This window comes from Yersinia sp. SCPM-O-B-9106 (C-191), from assembly GCF_026183365.1.
GTDB classification, from domain to species: Bacteria; Pseudomonadota; Gammaproteobacteria; order Enterobacterales; family Enterobacteriaceae; genus Yersinia; species Yersinia rochesterensis.
The window spans coordinates 1,170,169-1,193,878 of record NZ_CP110791.1 but is presented as its reverse complement, the minus strand read 5'-3'; the positions used below and the strand labels follow the sequence as shown (position 1 = coordinate 1,193,878).

Sequence of the window (23,710 nt, the reverse complement as noted above, 5' to 3'; positions counted from 1 at the left end):
GAGTGCAGCTAACACCGCTGCGGCGTCTAGGGCGAAGATATGACTCAAAGCCATTGGCGTTGCAGCAAGGCAGCCAACGAGTAAATCTCGATGAGCTGACATCAGTCAGTGATTCGGGTGCATGAGTGCAGCTAACACCGCTGCGGCGTCTAGGGCGAAGATATGACTCAAAGCCATTGGCGCTGCAGCAAGGCAGCCAACGAGTAAATCTCGATGAGCTGACATCAGTCAGTGATTCGGGTGCATGAGTGCAGCTAACACCGCTGCGGCGTCTAGGGCGAAGAGTAAAAGGGTAAATTATGTCTCCTACATCAGCACTGATCAGTATTGTCATCATCGCCTGGGTACTTCAGATTTTGCTCGGATGGTGGCAAATCAACCGCTTTAACCGTGCTTTTGATAGGCTTTGCCAAAACAGTAAATCGGTCGGAGTGGGCCGTTCTGGTGGGCGTTTTAAACCGAGAGTGGTGATGGCGCTGGCTTTTGATGAGAATATGCGCGTCAGTGACAGCATGATCATGCGTGGCATCAGTGTTTTTGCCCGCCCACGCGCATTACCGCACCTTCATGGATTACATCAGCAGGATTTAATCCCGGATGTGATCTTCCCTACGGATACAGCATGTCAAACTGCACTATCATTAGCGATTAAACCGAAATCATGATATTTTCACAATGAAAGTTATTCTTTTTCATGTGAAAGTTATGCCTGAAAAAGAGGCAATGGAAATACTTGAGCAGGAATCGTTATGAAACCAAAGCAGCGACAAGTCGCTATCCTGGAATATCTCCAGCAGCACGGTAAAACGGCGGTTGATCAACTTGCCGCCCATTTTTCGACCACTGGCACGACAATCCGCAAAGATTTAACCAGCCTCGAAAATGAAGGTGCAGTGATTCGCACCTATGGCGGGGTAGTATTAAATCGTGATGATGTTGAGCAACCCATCGACCGTAAAACCCATATAAATACCGAGAAGAAAAAACAAATCGCCAAAGCGGCCAGTAAGCTGATTAAAGATGGCGATAGTCTGGTTTTTGATGCGGGCAGTACCGTACTGCAAATGGTGCCGCACCTGACTAAATTCAATAATATTACGGTGATGACCAACAGCTTGCATATCGTCAATGAATTGGTTGAGCTGGATAACGATCAGACTATCTTGATGCCGGGCGGCACTTATCGTAAAGGTTCAGCATCTTTTCATGGTAGCTTGGCAGAATCCGCCTTTGATAACTTCAGCTTCGACAAGCTCTTTATCGGCGCAGATGGCGTCGATCTCAAAGCAGGTGTCACCACGTTTAACGAAGTTTATCATGTCAGTACCGCTATGTGTCACGCCGCCAGCCGTATTATTCTGCTGGTCGACTCTTCCAAATTTGGCCGTAAAAGTCCCAATGTTGTTTGTGCACTGAGTGCCGTCGATACTCTGATTACCGATAAAGGTATTAGCGACGAATATTTGCAGGAACTGCAGAAAATGGGCATTAACATCATTCTGGTTGATAAAGATGACTAATCCATTACTTACCTATGCCCGTGAAACACTGGAAATTGAGCTAACAGAAGCCCAGCGCTTGTTATCACGTTTAGATGATAATTTTGTCCAAGCTTGCGAGCTATTGTTGAGCTGTACCGGCAAAGCGGTTGTTTCTGGCATTGGCAAATCCGGTCATATTGGTAAAAAAATTGCCGCTTCACTGGCCAGCACCGGCACCCCGGCCTTTTTCGTGCATCCAGCCGAGGCATTGCACGGTGATTTAGGTATGATTGGCCCGCAAGATGTGCTGATTTTTATCTCTTATTCGGGCCGTGCTAAAGAACTGGATATGATCCTACCCTTGCTAGCCGACAGCCATATTCCAGTGATTGCAATTACCGGCGGTTTAGAGTCGCCATTAGCGCTGGCGGCGGCTTGCGTGCTGGATATCAGTGTTGAGCATGAAGCTTGCCCGATGGGTCTAGCGCCAACATCCAGCGCCGTCAATACTCTGATGATGGGTGACGCGCTGGCAATGGCATTAATGCGCCATCGTGGTTTCAATGCAGAAGACTTTGCGCGCTCACACCCCGGTGGCAGTTTGGGGGCGCGGTTGCTCAACCGAGTTCATCATTTAATGAGAACCGGTGACCGCTTACCGGTGGTAAATGAATCCGATAGCGTAATGGAAGCGATGCTGGAATTGAGCCGCACCGGATTAGGGCTGGTGGCGGTTTGTGATCCAAATCAACGGGTGGTCGGGGTATTCACTGATGGTGATTTACGCCGCTGGTTGGTTAAAGGCGGCACTTTGCAACAGCCGCTCGGCGGCGCAATAACTCGCCCGGGTTACCGCTTGCCAGAACAATGGCGTGCGGGTGAAGCACTGGAAGCTCTGCATCAGCATCATATTAGTGCGGCACCGGTGGTTAATCTTGATGGGAAACTGGTTGGCGCTATCAATCTGCATGATTTGCACCAGGCAGGCGTTGGCTGATATCCCCCTCATCTTTCAAGTTGCAGGTGTGTTGGCTGCTTTCCTGCAACTTGAAAACAATCAAGAATCAGTGCCAGTTAGGATCTTGCTCTAATTGTTTTTTCAGCAAAGTCTGAACACTCTCACTCGGGCGACCAAGCCATTGATAAGTGGCGAACTTGCTCGGAGTATTGAGCGCTTCTGGCTTATCCTCTACCGACACTCGCATCCCCCATGCCTGCCAAACTTGTTTTTTATCCTTGCTAAAAGCCACCCACATAAAATTATTACTGCAATCATGAGGTTTGCAAATTCGCCCCACTTTATACTGCTGGCCTTCCCAATTGATGACTTCATACGGCGAGGATGTCCCTACCCCTTTACGCGCCCATGCAGGCAAATTTTTCTGACTCTTCACCATTTTTTGCCAGCTATTTTTATACACCGGTTGTTGTAGAAGATCAGCGGTGGTGGGAAGGGGCTTAGCAGGTGCGCCCTGAACAGGCGCTGAGTCTGATGGAGCCGAAACAACATTCATCGCTGGCTGCGCGAAAACCCAGGAACTGGCACTGAGTATCGCCGCAGCAACAAGACAATGGAGGGTTTTATGACCTTTCATTATCGAAATCCTTATTATCTGATTAATCTATACCCTAAATATATTGAACAGGCCTCAATGCAATAAATTGGCATGCGTGATAGTAGTTTGCATATTTATGACCCTTAACAGTAGGAAAAGTTGATCCATAGCACGAATTTTCATCCTAATTCTCGTTATACCGCAATCTGTATGACAGCTTGAGGTAAGCTATAAACCAGTAGATGATGAGTTGATAACCACCCGCGAAAAAGGCCCTGCTATGTTGACCCTTGAGTTACCCGAAGCCCCTAAGAAGCTGTATTACTCTGCTGGGGATGCCCATCCGCTAGATAAGCTTGAGAGCGATAAAATCGTCCAAATGGTGGTCGATCTGGATGTTGCCAACTCTGACAGTGAGCACTATGTTACCGGCTGGATGGGGCTAAATAGCGTGGTGGTGATACGGAATTATCAAAATAAGCGCGGCACCGCCAATGGCTTTGTGTTGAACAAAGGGGATAGCTATCGGCTGAGTATTCAGTCGATTGAGTTTCGTATCCCCAAGGTGGTGTTGTGGATGAGTTTTCGCCGCAAGCCCCGCACCATGGAGTTAATCACTTACGAAACATTAGGCGAGCAACCCAGCGGGATGCAGCAATATCGTAATATTCTCGAAGAGGAATTACGCCAGCAACTGGATGAAGATTGGCGTGAACTGAACGATTATCTGGGCGCGGCTTGCTGGCAAATCGAAAATAATGTTCCTTTGTGGCAACAAGCTCATCGAGAAATAACTTTGGCTGCCGTCAGCCAGCTCGCGGCAGCCCCCATTTTCCAAACCAAACCTTTGCAAGCTGACGGCAATTATGCCGGTTTCTGGGCCGGAGAATACTTTTTCGCCGTCAGACAACCCACGGCAGATAACCCGTTGCCAGCAATACAAATTTCTTGGCGGGAAGACGAAAAAAGCATCGGCAGTTATCAGTTCGACCTGATCAAAGATGAAGCTGGCGAGCCGAAGTTGCTACTGTGTATTCGCCCACGCAAAGCGGCTAAAAGTTACCTGCTTAATCGTTTTGATGCTCATCATTTGCAACGTGCCATCGCGATGTTTACGATGACACAGCGCTATTTACTGGCGTAATAATTTCATCGACTTCAGCCTCCAAAGTCAATGGAATTGCAACCAGACAGCCCCCTGCGGTTTCAAGGTCGAAGGGGATTACCACCATTGATGGAAATGGTGCACCGGCCCGATCCCCTGCCCCACCTCGAGGGTGTCGGCTTGTTCCAGTGCCCCTTGCAGATAATCTTTAGCTACACTCAGGGTAGCGGCCCAATTCGCGTGCCGTGGCCGTAATGCCGCCAGTGCAGCCGACAAGGTGCAACCGGTGCCGTGGGTATGTCGGGTATTAATCCGCCGTGTCACAAAGCGCTGCTCACTTTGCGCGGTAAACAGCCAATCTGGGCTTTCTTCGCCACTCAAATGCCCCCCTTTCATCAATACCCCCTGACAGCCGAGAGCTAACAATGCCCGCCCTTGTTCACACATTTCTTGTTCATTATGCGCGGGTTGGCAATCAAGCAATGTTGCGGCTTCCGGTAAATTAGGTGTAATCAAATCAACTTGCGGGAGCAATAAGCGGCGCACCGCATCAACGGCCTCTGGTGCAAGTAACGGGTCCCCGCTTTTGGCAACCATCACAGTATCTAACACTACAAATGGAATGGGATAACGCCGTAGTTGCGTAGCAACAATATCGACAATTTCCGCATTTGCCAGCATACCAATTTTGGCGCTATCGATACGCACATCACTGAGGACAGAATCTAGCTGAGCAGCAACAAAAGCGGGTTCGATGGGATAAACAGACTGTACACCACCGGTGTTTTGCGCCACTAAAGCGGTAATAACACTGGTGCCGTAGGCCTGTAATGCAGAAAAGGTTTTCAGATCAGCCTGGATACCGGCACCGCCGCTTGGGTCAGTTCCGGCAATAGTTAACACATTGATACGCTTCATTAATATACTTCCCTACGCTGGCATTATCCAGATCAGGTAATACGGGTAATATCTCAGCCATTCCACTATTTGTGGCAGGCACCCCGAGTCAGAATTGTTATTATCACGGGCAGATGATAGAAGGTCAATAATACATTCACTAAGCAAATGGCTTAGTGATATAAATAGCATGTGATAAAAGGGAGCCAAAGCCCCCTTATTCTTCTTCATTATTCTCCGCGTAATGCTTTAACATCATCGGCTTTGATATTCAGTGTGGGTTGCCCAAACTGCTGCAATAGATAATTACTCAAACTGACAACCTGCTCATCAGTTAATGTGTTGGCAAAACCGGGCATAAAGACCTCGCCATCATTGGTTTTGCGCGACACGCCGTGGAGAATGACATTAATCAGGTTATTTTGCGCGGATGCCCCGACCACCGAATTCTTCATCAATGATGGGTAATAACCATCTTTCACGCCCTCACCGGTAAAACTGTGGCAACTGGCACAGTTCCCCAAATACAAGCGCGCGCCGTCAGTGTTATTGTTCCCCGTAACAGTATCCGCCGTGAAAGGTACGCCACGTAAGGTATTAACACTGGTCGCCGACTGCCCCCAATCCGAACGGCTCTTAGTTTCGTCATTTGGATTTAATGGCTTCAGCGTGCGCAGATACACCGCCATTGCATTCAGATCACTGTCAGTCAGATGTCGGGTGCTGTTTTCAATCACTTCCGCCATCGGCCCAGCCGCTTGTGCTTTACCGTCAACATGGCCGCTGCGCAGATATTGCACGACCTGTTGCTGGCTCCAGCCCCCAATCCCAGCATGCGGATCTGAGGTAATATTGAATGCCGTCCAACCATCAATATCAGCACCGGCATAAGCTTTACTGTCTTTCATTCCCATGGTGATATTGCGCGGAGTATGACATTCACCACAATGCCCCAGCGCCTCAACAAAATAAGCCCCCTGGTTCCATTGCGCATCTTTGCTGGTATCGGGCTGGAAGCGCTGCCCCTCAAAATTCACCAGATTCCAGAACCACAGCCCCCAGCGCTGATTGAATGGGAACGGCATGTCATTTTCGCGATTCGGTTGATGCACTGCCGGTAAGCTGAACAAATAAGCTTTTATGGCTTTAACATCATCATCCGTCAGCAAGGTATAAGAGGTATAAGGGAAAGCAGGATAGAGATTCTCGCCGTTTTTGCCTTTCCCTTCATGCAGTGCGCGCAAAAACTCTTCATCCGTCCAACCACCAATTCCGGTTTCTTTATCGGGGGTAATATTCGGCGAATATAAGGTGCCCATCGGGGTTTTAAAGGCCAATCCACCGGCAAAGGGTTTGCCATCTTTGGTGGTGTGGCACGCCACACAGTCTGCGGCTTTGGTCAAATACTCACCCCGCGCAATCAGGTTAGCATCCGCACGAGCATATCCAGTTGCAGCGAATCCCAATGCTATAAACAGGAATGTCATTGAGTGACCTAGGGTTAGCTTTTTCATCTTACACCTCGGCCTTTAAAGTTTCAGCGATACGCAGAGAGAGAGCGGCAATCGTCAAAGTACAGTTCACTGAACCGACAGTTGGCATCACACTGCTGCTGGCGATAAACAAATTTTTGTGGTCATGGCTGCGGCAATCACTGTCCACCACGGAATCTTTGGGGTCATTGCCCATAATGGTGGTGCCAGTAATATGGTTATTATTGGCAAAGTTATTGTGGAACTGCACTTCAGTGCCGCCCATCAATCTGGCCGCTTCGGCATAGACTTGCTGAGTATGCACTGCACTTTTGCGCACATAATCATCCATTGCATAGTAAAATTCCGGCTTCGGAATGCCAATGGCGTCTTTCTCTGTCGGGCTGGGAATAATACGATTTTCCACATGCGGCAAGATTTCATGGAAACTGTCGAATTGCACAAAACGCGCCGCCCGATCGCGGATTTTGGCGTCAAGCTGCGGCCCGAGTTGTAATTCTCCTTGCTTGAGCAACTCAATGGTGACTTGATCTGTGCGGGACAAATTAGATAAATGAATCTTTTTCGCCGCATATTCAGCACGGAATGCGCCATCGCGGAACCCAATCAAAGAGGTCATTTCCTGCGGGCCACGCCCCGGCCAGAGCGGCTCACTAGCCATAAAGGTGACGCCAGTTCCGGGGTGGTCCATCAGATTGCGCCCGACCATATCGGAGCTATTCCCGACACCGAGTGGATTTTTATCATTGGTGGACATCAGCATCAGTTTCGGCGTTTCAATGCCATTGGCTGCCAACACAAAATACTTGCCCTCAGCGCGGTGCTCATTACCTTGTGCATCCTTAAACAAAGCGGCGGTAATTTGCTGCTGATCATCCACTTCCAGCTGATAAACCACCGCTTGTGGGCGAATAATAGCCCCCGCCAGCTCGGCTTTTTCAACATGAGTTATGGCGTTATACATCGCCCCTATCGGGCAAATTGGCATACAGTTATTGTTGCCGCAGCAAGTGGGACGGCCATCATAAGGGCGACTGTTGCGCGCCACCGGCTCAGTCACAACATCAAAACGACTGCCATTAAAAGTGTGGCTGTTGAGCACGGTTTTAATGCGCTGTTCATTCCACGATAACGGCAGCGGTGCCATCGGGTAAGGCGCACTACGCGGGGAGCCAAGATCTTCATCACTCGGCCCCCAAACACCGAGTTCCTGCTCTGCGCGTAAATACCATTTTTCCAGCGCGGCATAGTCAATCGGCCAATCGCGCCCGACGCCATAGATTGTTTTTAGCTTGAAATCATTCGGCAGAAAACGCCAGGCCGATGCTGCCCAGTGCCAGGTGGTGCCCCCTACCGCGCGAATATATTGTACATCGTAGGGGTGCTCACCCTTTTGAATCAAATAGTTATTATTAGGGTTAGATTCAGGATGGGGGGCATAAGATGTTGAGGGGTAAGGCGCCATATTGTCTGATTTGTCGGGCTGATTGCGGAAGTTTTCCACAATTTCCCAACGCGAAAGGCGCGGCCCCGCTTCTAAAACCAATACTGACTTACCAGCCATCGCCAATTGATGCGCGACTAAACCGCCAGCAACGCCCGAGCCAATGACGACGATGTCCGCCTTGAGTGTGTCAGCCATAAATGTATCCTCCAAAATTATAAGGCGACATCAGGCTTTACAGCCCAGTATCCGGGTTTATTCGGGCAATAAGAGCGAATAACCAACACATCGGATACCGCATCGAACATTAATGCATTTTCATAACTGATGACTGCCGCATCAGTTCCTTCACCAATCACTCCCACATACCAACCTTGCAAAATCTGCCGGGCAATCTGCTGCTGTAGTGGCGGCCATTGATGAGGTTCGCCGCTAGGTAAAGGTTGTAATAAGGCCAGTTTCTGGTCAAAACCACCGATTTTACCGAGTAAAACCTGATAGAGGCGCTGACCAACCTGCGCATTAAGTTGGCGCTTGCCCGTCAGTGCGCGGGAGACCAACATGAATCTTTCAAAGTGCTGCGGCGAGGTTTGAGTTGATGCTGCGAAAGCATCCAAAGAAAGGGGGTTCATCAGGCTGCTGACCAGCCCAACACCGACATACCCGAGTAAACGCCGACGTGAAATGCCGCGTAGCTGAGGTATCGGAGAGCGAGTTACCGACATGTTTTTTCTCCACAAAAGAGCATGCACGCAGTGTTCATCTGTTGATCATGCTGTTAATCAGCATAGTCAATAGATGCGGGTGACTGCGGGCGAAACCACCGAGTAAGGTACTCTCGGCAGTGGCAATCTTGACGAATAATGAATGGAATTCCCGCCTTATGGCGATGTGAATTATAAGATGAAGATGTTAAATATTTAGTTTAGTTGTAAAGATTCGTCAAGATTATACCCCTCTTAATGAGAGGGTAAAGTTAAATGTGACGCAAGTCACATTTTGTAACTATGATGCCGAGTTATTGCCCCATTCGATTAATACATCAACACGATTAAGAACATGTGCAGCCTGATACCAAATTTTGGTGTATTTAGTTGAGTTGTAAGTTTGTAAAAACGCGATTAACAGCGCTTTTGTTTGCTCCAATGCTGTTTTATCGGTCGGCTGATTTTTATTTTCTTCAAACAGGGTCTCCAGAGCTTCAAGCTTGTGCAGGAAAGCAGCCAATTCATCAGTCCATTCATCTTGATGTAGCCTATTGGCTATTTTTGACAGTAACCAGGGAATATAGTCGTGACTGAGGCTGATATTCTGTACGTGATAATGAGTTGAAGACCAAGTGGTATCAAGTCCCCCACATTGATCGCCAGTTTTATCGCGCATAGACCTCAGTTCACAAACCTCCTTCTCCATATCTAAAGCATATCCTAATGTCTGAGTGCTAATAAATATCGCACCCTGCGGATTTCGCTCATTAAAATTAACAGCATGAGCAATACGAGCGCCTAATTCAGGCCCCATTAATTCACCACGATAATCCATTTTTTGTGGGGTTTCATTGGTATAAAAATGTAGAACTTTATTTTCACGACCATTCACTAAATAGAGAAACTGATGATCAGCTATAAAATTCCACTGCTGATTATAGCGATTATAGGCAATGCCATTATCACAACGATAGCCAATTGAGTTGTCGCTATAACTACTGCGATTATAGGTGAAACTGATCGGGAAATACTGACCTACAGGATTATTTACCAATGAAAGACATGATGATTCTATTAACATACGTTCGGTATTTGACTTACTGTAAGCAATTAAAGCCCTAGTCTCCGCATTATAGTAAATATTCTGCCCTATTTTATCACCTCCTAAATAGATATTAACATCATCAATTTTATCCAAATGATTAACAACAATATCCCGATAACCCACCTCATTTAATGACATCAATGTTTCTTTATATTGTAAAAAAGGTCTTACAGCCAACAACTTCATTTCTTCAATATATTTCTCATCAAACCATATTGTATCATGGTTAATTTGAACTTCAGGGCCATAATCTTGTTTCCCTCGACCAAATAGATGGTTCGATAATATTGGCTTGTTTTTTAAATTAATATAAAACCCTTCATCATCCAGTGACAAGGCCGTACTTGTCCCCTGATTAACTAATACTATTTTATTCGCTATTTTTTGCGGCAGCCACCTCTGCCCCGGATTGCTAAAGTCACAATAACTAAATGTCACACCCGCCTTTAAATTATCTTTCCTCCGGTCTGCTGGGAGCAAGCAATAGATATTGCGATCAAAACCTTGCCCGGTAAAGGCGGTCATAATCTGCCCGGTATGGCTGTAAAATATAGAGGAGCTTTGGCTGTCGACATCTGAGGGCTGGCTTTTTCGACTTAAAAGAATACTGTGCCCACTGCTCAAATAATAATTGTAGCCAATATACTTTTCTTGAAACAGCTTAGAGCGATAGCTAAAGATAATTCGTTTATTACTTGGATATAAAGTTTTTGGAAATACACGATAAGAACTGATATCAGAGGTCAGTCCATTTCTTTCCAATTCAGCAGCATTGGTATTTTTATAAAGTGATACTGATTTTCCGGAAAATGAAAAATCACTAAAGACATCGACTTGAAAATTTAATGGTATCTTAATAGATGAAATATTATTATTCCACTGACTAAACAGCCATTCATCTTCAGTATAGGAGGGTACACAAAATTTTTTAGAATCGCCTTTTTCAATATAATTATCGACAGAATAAAAACAGACATTATCATCATCAAAACTATTGGATATTGCACTAAATGAGATAAAAACTAAACTATAAAAAACCTTACATACTTGAACATTGATATTCATGCTTCACCTTTAAAGAGTAAGCTAGCAGAAACATGCTATTTTGCATGAGCCAATAAGTAATAACTTGATTTTTTATACTCACACAAACATAAACGACATCAAAGAACAATCCACATAAAATGAATTCATTTTTTACTGATATTTAAAGGCAAAATAATAAATACATTTTTTCTTATAGCTAAAATAAAAATAAAAAACCCCCGAAATATCGGAGGTTTTATTTATATCAGTGGAAATATCTTATTGATAAAATAAAATATTTATTCCCACTCAATGGTTGCTGGTGGCTTGCCGCTAATATCATAAACCACACGAGAAATACCATTCACTTCATTAATGATGCGGTTTGACACGCGACCTAGGAAATCATATGGCAGATGCGCCCAATGCGCAGTCATGAAATCGATGGTTTCAACAGCACGCAGTGAAACAACCCAATCATATTTACGGCCATCACCCATTACGCCGACGGAACGAACCGGCAGGAAGACGGTGAAGGCTTGGCTGACTTTATTGTACAGATCCGCTTTGTGCAGCTCTTCAATAAAGATCGCGTCGGCGCGGCGCAGTAAATCGCAATATTCTTTCTTCACTTCGCCCAATACACGCACCCCCAAACCTGGGCCTGGGAATGGATGGCGATATAGCATGTCGTACGGCAGGCCCAGCTCCAGACCAATCTTACGCACTTCGTCTTTAAACAACTCTTTCAGTGGCTCGACCAAGCCCAACTTCATCTCTTTCGGCAAGCCGCCCACATTATGGTGAGATTTAATCACATGCGCTTTACCGGTAGCGGATGCTGCTGACTCAATCACATCTGGGTAGATAGTGCCCTGTGCCAGCCATTTCACCTGTTCTTGTTTGCAAGCTTCTTCATCAAACAGCTCTACAAACACGCGACCGATAATTTTACGTTTTGCTTCTGGTTCATCAACACCAGCCAATGCCGTCAGGAAACGCTCTTCCGCGGCTACATGGACAATATTCAGACCAAATTTATCGCCGAACATTTCCAATACTTGATCGGCTTCGTTCAAGCGTAACAGGCCGTTATCAACAAACACGCAAGTCAGGCGTTTGCCAATCGCACGGTGCAGCAGCATCGCGGTTACTGAAGAATCAACACCACCGGATAAGCCCAAAATCACGTGGTCTTCACCGATTTGCTCACGCAGGCGCACAATCGCATCTTCAATAATGGTGGCTGGGGTCCACAGCGCTTCACAAGCACAGATATCCAGAACGAAGCGCTCCAACAGGCGTTGGCCTTGCTTGGTGTGTGTCACTTCAGGATGGAATTGCACACCATAAAAACGTTTTTCTTCATTGGCCATAATGGCAAACGGGCAGGTATCCGTGCTGGCAACCGTCACAAAGTCAGACGGGATTGCAGTCACTTTGTCGCCATGGCTCATCCACACATCCAATACGGCTTCACCCGCTGGATTGATCGCATCTTTGATATCGCGAATAAGTGCGCTGTCAGTTTTAATCTCAACCTGCGCATAACCAAATTCGCGCTGGTTTGACCCTTCAACTTTACCGCCCAACTGCATAGCCATGGTTTGCATGCCGTAACACACACCCAGCACAGGGACACCGGCAGTGAACACATAATCCGGCGCGCGTGGGCTGTCGTGTTCAGTGGTGCTTTCAGGGCCGCCAGAAAGAATAATGCCGCTTGGATTAAAATCGCGGATCTGGGCTTCAGTCACGTCCCACGCCCAGAGTTCACAATAGACACCAATTTCACGAACACGTCGCGCCACCAGTTGGGTGTACTGCGAGCCGAAATCGAGGATAAGGATGCGATGCTTATGAATATTTTTTGTCATGTGTGCCGCTTTTAAAAATAATTAATTAAATTAAATGGTTACCAGAGTTACTTCCGTCGGAAAAACCAACAAGCTAGTTAGTTAATGTCCGCAGCCCAGCATGCGCAGTTGACACCAAGTCAATGAGCAATGCGAGCAGCGGACAATCACCAAATTCGCCGGTTTAGCCCTTGGAATTAACCCATCCGATAATTCGGGGATTCTTTGGTGATGGTAACATCATGCACATGGCTTTCTTGAATCCCAGCACCACTGATACGCACAAACTCAGCTTTGGTACGCAATTCATTGATAGTGCCGCAGCCGGTCAGCCCCATACAAGAGCGCAAGCCCCCCATTTGCTGATGCACAATCTCTTTCAACAAACCTTTGTATGCCACACGCCCTTCAATACCTTCCGGTACTAATTTATCGGCAGCATTATCGGTCTGGAAGTAGCGATCTGAAGAACCTTTGGACATCGCGCCCAATGACCCCATACCGCGGTAAGATTTGAATGAACGGCCTTGATAGAGTTCGATTTCGCCGGGTGATTCTTCTGTCCCTGCCAGCATCGAGCCGACCATGACACATGAAGCACCCGCAGCAATGGCTTTAGCAATATCACCAGAGAAACGAATACCACCATCCGCAATAACCGGGATACCAGTGCCTTCCAGCGCTTCGACGGCATCAGCAATTGCAGTAATCTGTGGCACACCAACGCCAGTCACAATACGGGTGGTGCAGATTGAGCCAGGGCCGATACCCACTTTAACCGCACTCACACCAGCATCAGCCAATGCTTTCGCACCTGCCCCTGTCGCGACATTACCACCAACAATTTGCAGGTTAGGATATTTGGCTCGGGTTTCGCGAATGCGCTGTAACACGCCCTCGGAATGACCATGAGATGAGTCGATAAGTAAAACATCAACACCCGCAGCGACCAGCGCGTCGATACGCTCTTCATTGCCCGCACCGGCACCGACAGCGGCACCAACACGCAGACGGCCATGCTCGTCTTTACAGGCGTTTGGCTTGCGTTCTGCTTTTTGGAAATCTTTCACGGTAATCATGCCGCGCAGATGGAAGCTATCGTCAACGACCAGCACTTTCTCGACACGTTTTTCATGCATTTTTTGCAGTACAACTTCGCGGGCTTCGCCTTCTTTGACCGTTACCAAGCGCTCTTTCGGTGTCATCACCGCCGTCACGGGTTGGTCCAGATCAGTCACAAAGCGCACATCACGGCCAGTAATGATCCCAACCAGCTCGTAATCTTCGGTCACTACCGGATAACCGGCGAAACCGTTACGGACGGTCAGTTCTTTAACCTGACGGAGAGTTGTGGTTGGCGTTACAGTCTGTGGCTCAGTCACCACGCCACTTTCGTGTTTTTTCACGCGGCTGACTTCTTCAGCCTGGCGCTCAATGGACATATTTTTGTGGATGAAACCTAAACCGCCCTCTTGTGCCAGCGCAATGGCCAGACGAGCTTCGGTTACGGTATCCATTGCTGCGGACAGCATAGGGATATTCAGGCGGATAGTTGCAGTCAGTTGGGTACCAAGTTCTGCTGTATTAGGCAAGACTGTGGAGTGGGCTGGAACCAGGAGAACGTCGTCAAATGTTAGAGCTTCTTTCGCGATACGTAGCATGGGCAATATCTCACCAAGGTGAATGTGAAAAAGATAAAATATTGCCGTGGCATTATACAGAGCGTAATCGGTTGCCTCCAGCACTTTCTCATTATTTTTCTTGCTATGCGGTTTGAGGCAGGTAATATCGATCAATTAAGTGCTTGTTTTAAAATTTGATCCAGGTCACATGTCACAAACTTCTGCGTCATCAATTTTTACCGTCAGCCGCCTTAATCAGACGGTGCGACAACTGCTGGAAATGGAAATGGGCCAAATTTGGCTCACGGCCGAGATTTCCAATTTTTCTCAGCCTTCGTCTGGTCACTGGTATTTCACCTTAAAAGACGACCGGGCGCAGGTGCGCTGCGCGATGTTTCGCAACAGCAATCGCCGAACCACTTTCCGCCCGCAAAATGGCCAGCAAGTTTTGGTCAGGGCATCAATTACCCTGTATGAGCCGCGCGGTGACTACCAGTTAATTGCTGAAAGTATGCAACCTGCTGGCGACGGGCTACTGCAACAACAGTTTGAGCAGCTTAAACAACAACTGGCCACAGAAGGGCTTTTTGATCAAAGTCACAAGCAACCACTGCCCAGTCCAGCCAGACAAGTCGGGGTGATAACCTCATCTAGCGGCGCGGCTCTGCACGATGTTTTGCACGTTTTACAACGCCGTGATCCATCACTGCCAGTGATTATTTATCCAACAGCAGTGCAAGGTGCCGATGCCCCCCTACAGATAGTCCGAGCCATTCACTTGGCTAATCTGCGCGGAGAATGTGATGTGCTGATCGTCGGGCGGGGTGGCGGTTCACTGGAAGATTTGTGGAGTTTTAATGACGAGCGAGTCGCCCGCGCCATTTTTAACAGCCGAATTCCCATTGTCAGTGCGGTCGGCCATGAAACTGATGTCACCATTGCGGACTTTGTCGCAGATTTACGCGCCCCAACCCCGTCAGCCGCCGCTGAACTGGTCAGCCGTAACCAAATTGAGCTAGTTCGGCAAATTCAGGGGCAGCAGCAGCGCATGGAAATGGCGATGGATTATTATCTGGCGCAGCGTAGCCAGCAATTTAGCCGCCTTGAGCATCGGCTCCAACAGCAACACCCACATTTGCGCCTAGCGCGTCAGCAAACACTGCTGTTGAAGTTACAGCGCCGTCTGGAAGACAGCGCGCAAAACCAAATTCGCTCATTAGGCCGGCGCACTGAACGGCTCCAGCAGCGCTTGATTCAAGTTCAACCGCAAGGGCAAATTCACCGTTATAACCAACGGGTACAGCAGCAGGAATACCGCTTGCGCCAAGCATTAGAGCGCCAACTGAATGGTTATCGTCAGCGCTTTGGTATCGCCTGCTCGCAATTGGAGGCAGTCAGTCCATTAGCTACATTGGCCCGCGGCTACAGTGTCACACAGACCCCCGCAGGCACCTTGCTTAAGACGACCAAACAAGTGCATACCGGCGACAAGCTAACGACCCGACTGCAAGATGGCTGGGTGGAAAGTGAAATCACTCAAATCAATGTGACAAAAAAGCCCCGTCAGCGTAAGCCGACCCATTAGCCAAGTCGCCACCTTTGAAATAATTTGATGTTGCCGGTAGGCGGCAAGAGAGAGACAAATTGGTCGGGAACCGATTTGAACAGTATTTATGCTCGCCCGCAGGGTGAGCCTCAGGGATGAGGCTCATTAATTCCGAATCATTTACCCAAATAAGTGATTCAGGTGAGCAATCAGACTGTCGGCAGATAACTAAAACGAACGCGGCTTTTCGAAATCAACCCATGACCATTCTGGCAAAAATAATCAACGGCCCCACAAGCTTTCAACACTTGGAGCGGTTTGGCGCAATCAGGGCAATCGGCCTGTTGCTGATAGTTGCCGTGGCAGTTAGAGCAGTGAAAGTGACCACTCACTTGCGTCATTGCTTTCTGACAAATCGGACATAATGCATCCATCATTTCTCTCCTCGAATTCACTTAAAAACTCACATCACGCCCAGCGCGCGTAAGAAATAAATCCCAATAGCCGTCGTGAAAAATGAGCCGACGGTAGTAATCGCAATAATATTCGCAGCCAGCGTCGCATTTCCCCCCATCGCCCGGGTCATGACATAGCTACCCGCAGCAGTCGGAGTTGCAGAAAATAGAAAAATAATCCCTAAGGTTGCACCACGGAACCCCATCAGCAAACCGCCTAAAGTCATCAATATTGGCACGATGAATAATTTTGCCACTGAGGATAACGCAGCCACATTAGAGGAGCGGAACATCGCATGCCAATCCAGACTCGCGCCAGTGCAGAGTAATGCCAGTGGGAGTGCCAAGGCGGAGATATAACTGCCTGTCTGGACAATGACTTGAGGAATAGGTAGACGGGTTTGAGCATAGGCCAAACCACACACCAAACCAATAATCAGAGGATTGGTGACAATGCTGCGTAGCAATGCCAATTTGCTGATTTTCCCGCCCTGCCCACCTTGTAAGCTGCGGGTCAGTGTTATCACTGACAGCATATTAAATAATATGACGGTCACCGTCAGGTACATCGAGCCCAGCGCTACCCCTTCGGCACCATAGGCTGTCATGGCAAATGCCAAGCCGACAATCGCGGTATTAGCTCTGAAACCACCCTGCACGAACACACCGCGCTCACGCGGGTCTTTTACCAGCCACTTGGCGGCAATTTCGAGTAATAAAAATGTCACTAAGGTGCCAACCGCACCATAGATCACTAAGGGCAAGTTATCCATCAAGCTGACATGATTGGTCGCAACACTGAAAAACAGCAAACAAGGAAGCGCCAGATTGAAGACAACTCGGGTTGCACCATCGCAGAACCGATCATCCATCAAGCCATAGCGCCGTAACAATACACCCAGTAACATCATCAATAAGTTGGGCACTGTTACACCAAACGCGAAACTCCAGGTTTCCCAAGACATGGCTGACGTTCAACTCCTTTTGTTTTGCGCGACTCACCCCAGAGAGCAGCCCCTAAGAGGGTGCGCTAAAAATGCAAAAAGCGCGGGATGCCCGCGCTTTGCTGCTATTACTTACCTTTTTTCAGGTGCGACATCAAACGCTTACGTTTCCGCATCTGATTTGGCGTCAGAGTATTGCGCTTGCCCGCAAACGGGTTCTCACCCTCTTTAAACTGAATGCGGATTGGCGTACCCATAACTTTCAATGAACGACGGAAGTAATTCATCAGGTAGCGTTTGTAAGAATCAGACAAATCAGTGACCTGATTGCCATGGATAACCACGATAGGCGGGTTATAGCCACCGGCATGCGCGTATTTCAACTTCACTCGACGACCACGAACCAACGGAGGCTGATGGTCTTCCTCTGCCATTTGCATTATACGAGTCAGTAAGGAAGTACCTACTCGCTTAGTTGAACAGTCATAGGCTTCCTGAATGGATTCAAACAGGTTGCCGACGCCACTGCCATGCAAAGCGGAGATAAAGTGAATACGAGCAAAGTCAACAAAGCCGAGGCGCAGGTCTAGCATATCTTTAACCTGAGCACGGGCTTCTTCTGTCATGCCATCCCATTTATTGACCGCAATAACAAGTGAGCGCCCACTATTGAGAATAAAGCCTAACAGAGACAAATCTTGATCTGAAATACCATCACGGGCATCAATAACCAACAGCACCACATTGGAATCTTCAATTGCCTGTAAGGTTTTAATCACTGAGAATTTTTCAACTGTCTCAGTAATTTTACCGCGTTTACGCACACCCGCAGTATCAATCAGAATATATTCACGCTCATCGCGGGTCATTGGAATATAAATACTGTCGCGGGTGGTACCCGGCAGGTCATAAACCACCACACGGTCTTCACCGAGGATACGGTTAGTTAGTGTGGACTTACCTACGTTAGGACGCCCGACGATAGCCAGCTTGATTGGCAGAGTTCGCGGGTCAAAATCATCTTCTTCGTCTTCTGGGATTTCATCTTCGTCAGCTTCCTGCGCTGCCCAATAGGCCGCATTAGCTTCTTCGTCTGTCAGCTCGACTTCTGGCTCTTCGGCGTCCATATAAGGCGCCATAACATCTTCAATCAGCTGAGTCACACCACGGCCATGGGAAGCCGCAATAGCATGAACTTCACCTAATCCTAATGAATAGAAATCGGCGGCAGCAGTATCGGCGTCAATACCATCAGTTTTGTTGGCAACCAGGAAGGTGGCTTTCTCACGGCTGCGTAAATGCTGGGCAATGCCCTGATCCGCTGGCATCAACCCGGCGCGCGCATCGACCATAAACAGGACAATATCGGCTTCTTCAATCGCCAATAACGATTGACCCGCCATCTTGGTTTCTACGCCATCTTCTGTGCCATCAATACCTCCGGTATCGATAACAATAAACTCATGACCCTCGACCTCGGCACGACCATACTTACGGTCACGCGTTAGCCCGGGAAAGTCCGCAACTAACGCATCACGGGTGTGCGTTAAGCGGTTAAATAAAGTGGATTTACCCACATTCGGGCGCCCGACCAGCGCGATGACAGGTATCATTTTTGGAGCCTCATTACTTAATTTTCAAAGCGTTACAGCGCTGTATCGAATATTCGACAGCGCAGTTTTTTAGAATACAAACGGCCCCTGAACCTCAGGAGCCGTTTAAAAACCTTTGTCCTTGAAGTTACAGCGGTGTGACTTACTGCAACGCCAAGGCACTCAGGTATTAGCCTGTTAAACAGGCGCTAAATCAGGATTAACGGGTGAACGCGTATACCGTGCCGCCTCTTGCCTGCACCAGCAACTTATCGCTGGCAACCACAGGCGCACTCAGGAAGCCAGAGCTGTCTACACTCTGCTGAGCAACAAAACGACCATCATCGGTATTCACCCAATGCAGATAACCTTCGGCATCACCTACAACCAGATAACCATTATACATCACTGGCGCGGTCAAGTTACGATGTAATAAATCGCTTTGACTCCAAAGGGTTATGCCGCCATCGGTCTTCAGTGCAACAATGCGGTCATTCTGATCGACCAGATAAATACGGCCACCGTCGACAATGATGTCATTGACTGAACCCATTTCGCGTTTCCACAAAATCTGGCCAGAGCGCAGATCCAGTGCAGTCAGATTACCGTTGTATGCCAGAGCATAAACCACGCCATCAACAACGACTGGGGTGGTATCGACATCATTTAGGCGGTCAATTTCAGTGGTCCCGGTCACTTGGGAAATACGTTGCTGCCAAATCAACTGGCCCTGTTCCATCATCACCGCGCTAACACGGCCATTATCACCACCGACAATAGCTGCACCGAATGCCACTGTTGGGGCTGATTCACCACGCAGAGACAATGCAGGAGTATCGAGGTTTAGAGTCCACTTAATTGCACCATCAGACTCATTCAGTGCTTGCAGCATGCCATTGGAAGTATGGATCAGTACCACACCATCGCTGACAACCGGACGGGACAAGGCTTCGCCCGCAACCGCCGTCTGCCATGCAACCTTACCATCGTCAGAATTAAGGGCATACACCACCGCTTTCTCACTGCCGACATACACATGAGCACCTGAAGCGGTTACGCCGCCAGATAACATTGCAGAACGGTTACTGGAGAGGAAGTTGGTTTTCTCAGACAGGTCGGTTTGCCAAATTTGCTTGCCGGTATCGGCTTCCATGGCTTTTACCAGACCTTTACGGTCTGCCGCAAAGACAGAAGTCCCCTGCCAGGCTGGGCGCAGATGAGAGTAGTAATCACCAACACCACCACCAACAGAAGTGCTCCACACTTTAGTCGGTGTGAATTGATTCTCAACTTTTGGCAGTGGCGACATGGTAACCACATCTTCTTCACTGTTGAACAGTGAACAACCACTCAATAGGGCAACAGATACCAGTCCTACTAAGAGTGTTTTACGCAATTGCATGGGAATACCCCTTAGCTGGACAAATTATTCAATTTCATGCGCAGCAAAGCTTGCAGCGCCTGAGAAGCATTTGATTCGACGCCTTTACTGTAAGCTGCCCGTGCACCTGCGGTATCACCTTTGCTTAATAATGCATCGCCACGAACATCTTGCGCCATCGCAGTCCAGCCATCACCTTGCACTGCATCCAGAGTTTTCAATGCTTCATCTGGTTTTTTCAATTGCAGTTGCAAACGAGCAAGACGCAGATTAATCAGCGACAACAGATTTTCATCTTTTGTCTGGCCCAATGCTTGGGTAAGTTGCTGTGCCGCTTTATCAAACTCGTTTTGCTCAACAAAGTGGTGAGCCAGTTCTAACCCGGCCAATACGCCGTAGTTATTTTTATTGCCCTGAACAAATTTTTCAGCAAGAGCAACGCCATCAGCACTATTGGCTGATAAAGCATCACTGGCTTGCTGATAGGCAGAGGAGGCTTCCGTCAAGACAGTGTTCTGATGACTCTGCCAGTAACGCCAACCCACTAACGCACCAATCCCGAGCACCACACCCACGGCTAGCGCTTTACCATTCTCACTAAAGAAACGGCGTACTGCATCAACCTGGTCATTATCAGTGGTATAGACTTCCACGGTGTCTCTCTCCTTAAACCAACATCAAAGCCAGACGCGCAGCAACATCCGCTTGCGCCAGCGTTTCTTGTTCACCCGTTCGCAAATCTTTTACGACCACTTGCTGTGCAGCCACTTCGCTTTCACCAAGTATTAATGCTACGCGGGCACCCCATTTATCAGCGCGGGTAATTTGTTTTTTGAAATTACCGCCGCCGTAGTTAGTCATCAACTTTAGCGTTGGCAAATCATCACGCAGGCGCTCAGCAAGTTGCATAGCAGCACTTTGTGCCCCCTCACCCGATGAAATGAGATACACATCAATTGTCGCTGGCACTTGGAAGTCAGGATTAACTGCCTGTACCAACAGGACTAAACGTTCAAGCCCCATAGCAAAACCAACAGCAGGTGTTGCACGACCACCCAGTTGCTCTACCAAGCCGTCATAGCGCCCACCGGCACAAACTGTACCTTGTGCGCCCAAACTGTTGGTTACCCACTCAAATACCGTGCGGTTGTAATAATCCAAACCACGGACTAAACGCTCATTGACGGTATATGGGATACTGGCCTGGTCTAAAAGTTCACACAAGCCCGCAAAATGTTGTTTGGATTCTTCATCCAGATAATCAGACAGTTTAGGCGCGTCATTAAGTAACAGCTGAACATCCGGATTTTTGGAATCCAACACCCGTAATGGGTTGCTGTACATGCGGCGCTTACAATCTTCGTCCAGCACGTCAACATGTTGTTCCAAGAAAGTGACCAATGCTTCGCGGTAATCTGCGCGCGCATCCAATGAACCAATAGAGTTCAATTCAAGCTGTACATGCTCTGAAATCCCCAACGCACGCCACCAGCGGGCAGTTAGTAGAATCAATTCTGCATCAATATCAGGCCCTTGTAGACCAAAGACCTCTGCGCCCAACTGATGAAACTGACGGTAGCGCCCTTTTTGTGGACGCTCATAGCGGAACATCGGGCCGATATACCACAGACGCTGTTCTTGATTGTACAGCAGACCATGTTCAATGCCTGCGCGCACGCACCCTGCGGTGCCTTCCGGGCGCAGTGTCAGACTTTCGCCATTGCGATCGTCAAAGGTATACATCTCTTTCTCAACCACGTCGGTAACTTCACCGATAGCGCGCTTGAATAACGGGGTCTGCTCTACAATCGGCATGCGGATTTCGCTATAACCGTAGCCCGCCAGCACTTGTTTTAAAATGCTTTCAATACGCTGCCATATCGCCGTATCGGCTGGCAGGTAATCGTTCATACCACGGATGGCTTGAATGTTCTTTGCCACGTCTGTTCTCTGTAGTTTTATGTCCGGTCTACTTGATGTTGCAGCGGTGTCGGCAGCAACGCCAATGACATTGGGCATAGTGCAAAAAATAAAGCCGATTATAGAGGCTTGCCACCCACATATTCAATGGCGACAGTTTGTTATACCCGTCATACTTCAAGCTACATGTGCGTTGGCTACGTTCAATCACCCGAATCACTTACTGATGTAAGCTCATCGAGATTCCCTCGCTTGCCGCCTTCCTGCAACTCGAATTATTTAGGGTATAGCTCTACAGGCTCAATATAAAGCGGGCCACGCCCGCTTTTTTGTATTCATCGATGACAAATAGCCCGAGATACTTATTTATCATCCAGCATATTGATAACTATACGGTTATTCGCATCAAGCATCGATGCCTTTGCACGAATTTTCGCTTCTAACTGGTCGATCATCTTTTCGTTATCAAAACGTTCTTTCTGACGAACACCATCTTCGTAGAAACCACTCTTATTATGTGCACCCGTCACACCGATAGTCGACACCAATGCTTCGCCCGGCCCATTGACCACGCAACCAATAATAGAAACATCCATTGGGGTAATCAGATCTTCTAACCGCTGCTCCAGCGCATTTACCGTACCGATAACATCAAACTCTTGGCGGGAACAGGTTGGGCAGGCGATAAAGTTAATCCCACGAGAACGGATCCGCAGTGATTTCAGGATATCAAAGCCAACTTTGACTTCTTCGACCGGATCGGCAGCCAACGAGATACGCAAAGTGTCGCCAATGCCTTCTGACAGCAACAAGCCCAACCCAATAGCCGATTTTACCGAGCCACTGCGCGCACCACCCGCTTCAGTTATCCCTAAATGCAAAGGATTATTAATTTGCTTGGCCAACAAACGGTAGGAATTTACCGCCAGGAAAACATCGGAGGCTTTTACGCTGACTTTAAACTGATCAAAATTGAGGCGATCAAGAATATCAACATGCCGCATCGCTGATTCAAGCAGGGCTTCTGGCGTAGGTTCACCATATTTCTCCTGAATATCTTTTTCCAGCGATCCGCCATTGATACCAATACGGATAGGAATATTGTGGTCACGGGCACTAGCCACCACTTCCCGAATACGGGATTCGTTACCAATGTTACCGGGGTTAATTCGCAAGCAATCAACACCGTACTCAGCGACTTTCAGCGCAATACGGTAATCGAAATGGATATCAGCAACCAGCGGCACATTTGACTGCTGTTTGATTAACTTAAACGCCTCAGCCGCATCCATCGTCGGTACTGAGACTCGCACGATATCTACGCCAACACGCTCTAATGCCCTTATTTGAGCAACAGTTGCATCAACATCAGTAGTCTTGGTATTGGTCATTGATTGCACAGCAATCGGTGCACCATCACCAATGGGTACTTTACCGACGTAAATCCGAGTCGATTTACGGCGGATAATGGGGGATTCATTATGCATTACACACTCTCCTTTACAGTCGTGTAGTTTTCGCAACTAAGTGGTCTTCCAAAACCACGATCTTTCTCAAGACGTTCTCTCTCAAGACAATGG

20 protein-coding genes and 1 riboswitch are annotated in these 23,710 nt (G+C 48.0%); of the genes, 5 read left to right on the top strand and 15 right to left on the bottom strand.

Going from position 1 to position 23,710, the window contains the following annotated elements:
• Window positions 1-299 precede the first annotated feature (299 nt).
• The 3 genes from gutM (at window position 300) to gutQ (ending at window position 2,478) form a co-directional block, all read left to right on the top strand.
• Window positions 300-665, top strand: coding sequence for a transcriptional regulator GutM (gene gutM, locus OP863_RS05430; protein WP_038635257.1), 366 nt, complete (start codon window positions 300-302; stop codon window positions 663-665).
• 84 nt (window positions 666-749) lie between these two features.
• On the top strand, window positions 750-1,520 hold the full coding sequence (srlR, locus tag OP863_RS05425) for a glucitol operon DNA-binding transcriptional repressor SrlR (RefSeq protein WP_038635260.1): 771 nt from the start codon (window positions 750-752) through the stop codon (window positions 1,518-1,520).
• Complete coding sequence (gene gutQ, locus OP863_RS05420; protein WP_038635263.1) at window positions 1,513-2,478, top strand: arabinose-5-phosphate isomerase GutQ; 966 nt, start codon at window positions 1,513-1,515, stop codon at window positions 2,476-2,478. Before srlR ends, gutQ begins: the two co-directional genes overlap by 8 nt.
• Window positions 2,479-2,545: 67 nt before the next feature.
• On the opposite strand, the gene OP863_RS05415 is transcribed toward gutQ, so the two are convergent.
• Window positions 2,546-3,076, bottom strand: a complete 531-nt coding sequence (locus OP863_RS05415) for an inhibitor of vertebrate lysozyme family protein (RefSeq protein WP_265525962.1) — start codon at window positions 3,074-3,076, stop codon at window positions 2,546-2,548.
• 241 nt (window positions 3,077-3,317) lie between these two features.
• Between OP863_RS05415 and OP863_RS05410 the strand changes: the two genes are divergently transcribed.
• Entirely contained in the window at window positions 3,318-4,181 is an 864-nt protein-coding gene (locus tag OP863_RS05410; RefSeq protein WP_265525961.1) for a hypothetical protein, read from the top strand.
• Between the two features lie 78 nt (window positions 4,182-4,259).
• Here OP863_RS05410 and thiD read toward each other — a convergent pair whose 3' ends face one another.
• From thiD to guaB, 7 genes are all read right to left on the bottom strand, one after another.
• Window positions 4,260-5,060, bottom strand: coding sequence for a bifunctional hydroxymethylpyrimidine kinase/phosphomethylpyrimidine kinase (gene thiD / locus OP863_RS05405; RefSeq protein ID WP_050291482.1), 801 nt, complete (start codon window positions 5,058-5,060; stop codon window positions 4,260-4,262).
• Window positions 5,053-5,156, bottom strand: a riboswitch (TPP riboswitch). (Overlaps the previous gene by 8 nt.)
• A 113-nt stretch (window positions 5,157-5,269) precedes the next feature.
• Window positions 5,270-6,553 carry a cytochrome c gene (locus tag OP863_RS05400; RefSeq protein WP_145591540.1) on the bottom strand — a complete coding sequence of 428 codons (1,284 nt, stop codon included), beginning with the start codon at window positions 6,551-6,553 and terminating at the stop codon, window positions 5,270-5,272.
• Window position 6,554: 1 nt separating this feature from the next.
• Window positions 6,555-8,174, bottom strand: a complete 1,620-nt coding sequence (locus tag OP863_RS05395) for a GMC family oxidoreductase (protein WP_038635282.1) — start codon at window positions 8,172-8,174, stop codon at window positions 6,555-6,557.
• A 17-nt stretch (window positions 8,175-8,191) separates the two neighbouring features.
• Window positions 8,192-8,701, bottom strand: a complete 510-nt coding sequence (locus tag OP863_RS05390; RefSeq protein ID WP_120011144.1) for a sugar dehydrogenase complex small subunit — start codon at window positions 8,699-8,701, stop codon at window positions 8,192-8,194.
• 280 nt (window positions 8,702-8,981) lie between these two features.
• Window positions 8,982-10,853, bottom strand: a complete 1,872-nt coding sequence (locus OP863_RS05385; RefSeq protein WP_265525960.1) for a hypothetical protein — start codon at window positions 10,851-10,853, stop codon at window positions 8,982-8,984.
• Window positions 10,854-11,113: 260 nt separating this feature from the next.
• A complete protein-coding gene (gene guaA / locus OP863_RS05380) occupies window positions 11,114-12,691 on the bottom strand; it encodes a glutamine-hydrolyzing GMP synthase (protein ID WP_038635417.1) in 1,578 nt (525 codons plus the stop codon).
• Window positions 12,692-12,867: 176 nt separating this feature from the next.
• Window positions 12,868-14,331, bottom strand: coding sequence for an IMP dehydrogenase (gene guaB / locus OP863_RS05375; RefSeq protein WP_145587704.1), 1,464 nt, complete (start codon window positions 14,329-14,331; stop codon window positions 12,868-12,870).
• A 169-nt stretch (window positions 14,332-14,500) separates the two neighbouring features.
• Between guaB and xseA the strand changes: the two genes are divergently transcribed.
• A complete protein-coding gene (gene xseA / locus OP863_RS05370; RefSeq protein WP_038635420.1) occupies window positions 14,501-15,877 on the top strand; it encodes an exodeoxyribonuclease VII large subunit in 1,377 nt (458 codons plus the stop codon).
• A gap of 170 nt (window positions 15,878-16,047) precedes the next feature.
• Here xseA and OP863_RS05365 read toward each other — a convergent pair whose 3' ends face one another.
• The 7 genes from OP863_RS05365 to ispG all read right to left on the bottom strand — a co-directional run bounded on the left by OP863_RS05365 (window position 16,048) and on the right by ispG (window position 23,617).
• Complete coding sequence (locus OP863_RS05365) at window positions 16,048-16,272, bottom strand: zinc ribbon domain-containing protein (RefSeq protein ID WP_038635423.1); 225 nt, start codon at window positions 16,270-16,272, stop codon at window positions 16,048-16,050.
• 29 nt (window positions 16,273-16,301) lie between these two features.
• The gene (locus OP863_RS05360; protein ID WP_038635426.1) at window positions 16,302-17,258 is read right to left on the bottom strand and encodes an AEC family transporter; all 957 of its coding nucleotides are present in this window, start codon (window positions 17,256-17,258) and stop codon (window positions 16,302-16,304) included.
• A 107-nt stretch (window positions 17,259-17,365) separates the two neighbouring features.
• Window positions 17,366-18,850 carry a ribosome biogenesis GTPase Der gene (gene der / locus OP863_RS05355; RefSeq protein ID WP_004391234.1) on the bottom strand — a complete coding sequence of 495 codons (1,485 nt, stop codon included), beginning with the start codon at window positions 18,848-18,850 and terminating at the stop codon, window positions 17,366-17,368.
• A gap of 199 nt (window positions 18,851-19,049) precedes the next feature.
• Window positions 19,050-20,231, bottom strand: coding sequence for an outer membrane protein assembly factor BamB (gene bamB, locus OP863_RS05350; RefSeq protein ID WP_038635430.1), 1,182 nt, complete (start codon window positions 20,229-20,231; stop codon window positions 19,050-19,052).
• A gap of 11 nt (window positions 20,232-20,242) precedes the next feature.
• Window positions 20,243-20,863 carry a YfgM family protein gene (locus OP863_RS05345; RefSeq protein ID WP_038635435.1) on the bottom strand — a complete coding sequence of 207 codons (621 nt, stop codon included), beginning with the start codon at window positions 20,861-20,863 and terminating at the stop codon, window positions 20,243-20,245.
• Window positions 20,864-20,876: 13 nt separating this feature from the next.
• Window positions 20,877-22,151 carry a histidine--tRNA ligase gene (hisS, locus tag OP863_RS05340; protein WP_038635437.1) on the bottom strand — a complete coding sequence of 425 codons (1,275 nt, stop codon included), beginning with the start codon at window positions 22,149-22,151 and terminating at the stop codon, window positions 20,877-20,879.
• A 341-nt stretch (window positions 22,152-22,492) separates the two neighbouring features.
• Window positions 22,493-23,617 carry a flavodoxin-dependent (E)-4-hydroxy-3-methylbut-2-enyl-diphosphate synthase gene (gene ispG, locus OP863_RS05335; RefSeq protein WP_145587706.1) on the bottom strand — a complete coding sequence of 375 codons (1,125 nt, stop codon included), beginning with the start codon at window positions 23,615-23,617 and terminating at the stop codon, window positions 22,493-22,495.
• Window positions 23,618-23,710 lie beyond the last annotated feature (93 nt).

What these genes read in the sequence shown, in the direction of transcription:
- gutM (WP_038635257.1), top strand. Translation starts at nt 300, where the DNA reads ATGTCTCCTACATCAGCACTGATCAGTATTGTCATCATCGCCTGGGTA.
- srlR (WP_038635260.1), top strand. Translation starts at nt 750, where the DNA reads ATGAAACCAAAGCAGCGACAAGTCGCTATCCTGGAATATCTCCAGCAG.
- gutQ (WP_038635263.1), top strand. Translation starts at nt 1,513, where the DNA reads ATGACTAATCCATTACTTACCTATGCCCGTGAAACACTGGAAATTGAG.
- OP863_RS05415 (WP_265525962.1), bottom strand. Translation starts at nt 3,076, where the DNA reads ATGAAAGGTCATAAAACCCTCCATTGTCTTGTTGCTGCGGCGATACTC.
- OP863_RS05410 (WP_265525961.1), top strand. Translation starts at nt 3,318, where the DNA reads ATGTTGACCCTTGAGTTACCCGAAGCCCCTAAGAAGCTGTATTACTCT.
- thiD (WP_050291482.1), bottom strand. Translation starts at nt 5,060, where the DNA reads ATGAAGCGTATCAATGTGTTAACTATTGCCGGAACTGACCCAAGCGGC.
- OP863_RS05400 (WP_145591540.1), bottom strand. Translation starts at nt 6,553, where the DNA reads ATGAAAAAGCTAACCCTAGGTCACTCAATGACATTCCTGTTTATAGCA.
- OP863_RS05395 (WP_038635282.1), bottom strand. Translation starts at nt 8,174, where the DNA reads ATGGCTGACACACTCAAGGCGGACATCGTCGTCATTGGCTCGGGCGTT.
- OP863_RS05390 (WP_120011144.1), bottom strand. Translation starts at nt 8,701, where the DNA reads ATGTCGGTAACTCGCTCTCCGATACCTCAGCTACGCGGCATTTCACGT.
- OP863_RS05385 (WP_265525960.1), bottom strand. Translation starts at nt 10,853, where the DNA reads ATGAATATCAATGTTCAAGTATGTAAGGTTTTTTATAGTTTAGTTTTT.
- guaA (WP_038635417.1), bottom strand. Translation starts at nt 12,691, where the DNA reads ATGACAAAAAATATTCATAAGCATCGCATCCTTATCCTCGATTTCGGC.
- guaB (WP_145587704.1), bottom strand. Translation starts at nt 14,331, where the DNA reads ATGCTACGTATCGCGAAAGAAGCTCTAACATTTGACGACGTTCTCCTG.
- xseA (WP_038635420.1), top strand. Translation starts at nt 14,501, where the DNA reads ATGTCACAAACTTCTGCGTCATCAATTTTTACCGTCAGCCGCCTTAAT.
- OP863_RS05365 (WP_038635423.1), bottom strand. Translation starts at nt 16,272, where the DNA reads ATGGATGCATTATGTCCGATTTGTCAGAAAGCAATGACGCAAGTGAGT.
- OP863_RS05360 (WP_038635426.1), bottom strand. Translation starts at nt 17,258, where the DNA reads ATGTCTTGGGAAACCTGGAGTTTCGCGTTTGGTGTAACAGTGCCCAAC.
- der (WP_004391234.1), bottom strand. Translation starts at nt 18,850, where the DNA reads ATGATACCTGTCATCGCGCTGGTCGGGCGCCCGAATGTGGGTAAATCC.
- bamB (WP_038635430.1), bottom strand. Translation starts at nt 20,231, where the DNA reads ATGCAATTGCGTAAAACACTCTTAGTAGGACTGGTATCTGTTGCCCTA.
- ispG (WP_145587706.1), bottom strand. Translation starts at nt 23,617, where the DNA reads ATGCATAATGAATCCCCCATTATCCGCCGTAAATCGACTCGGATTTAC.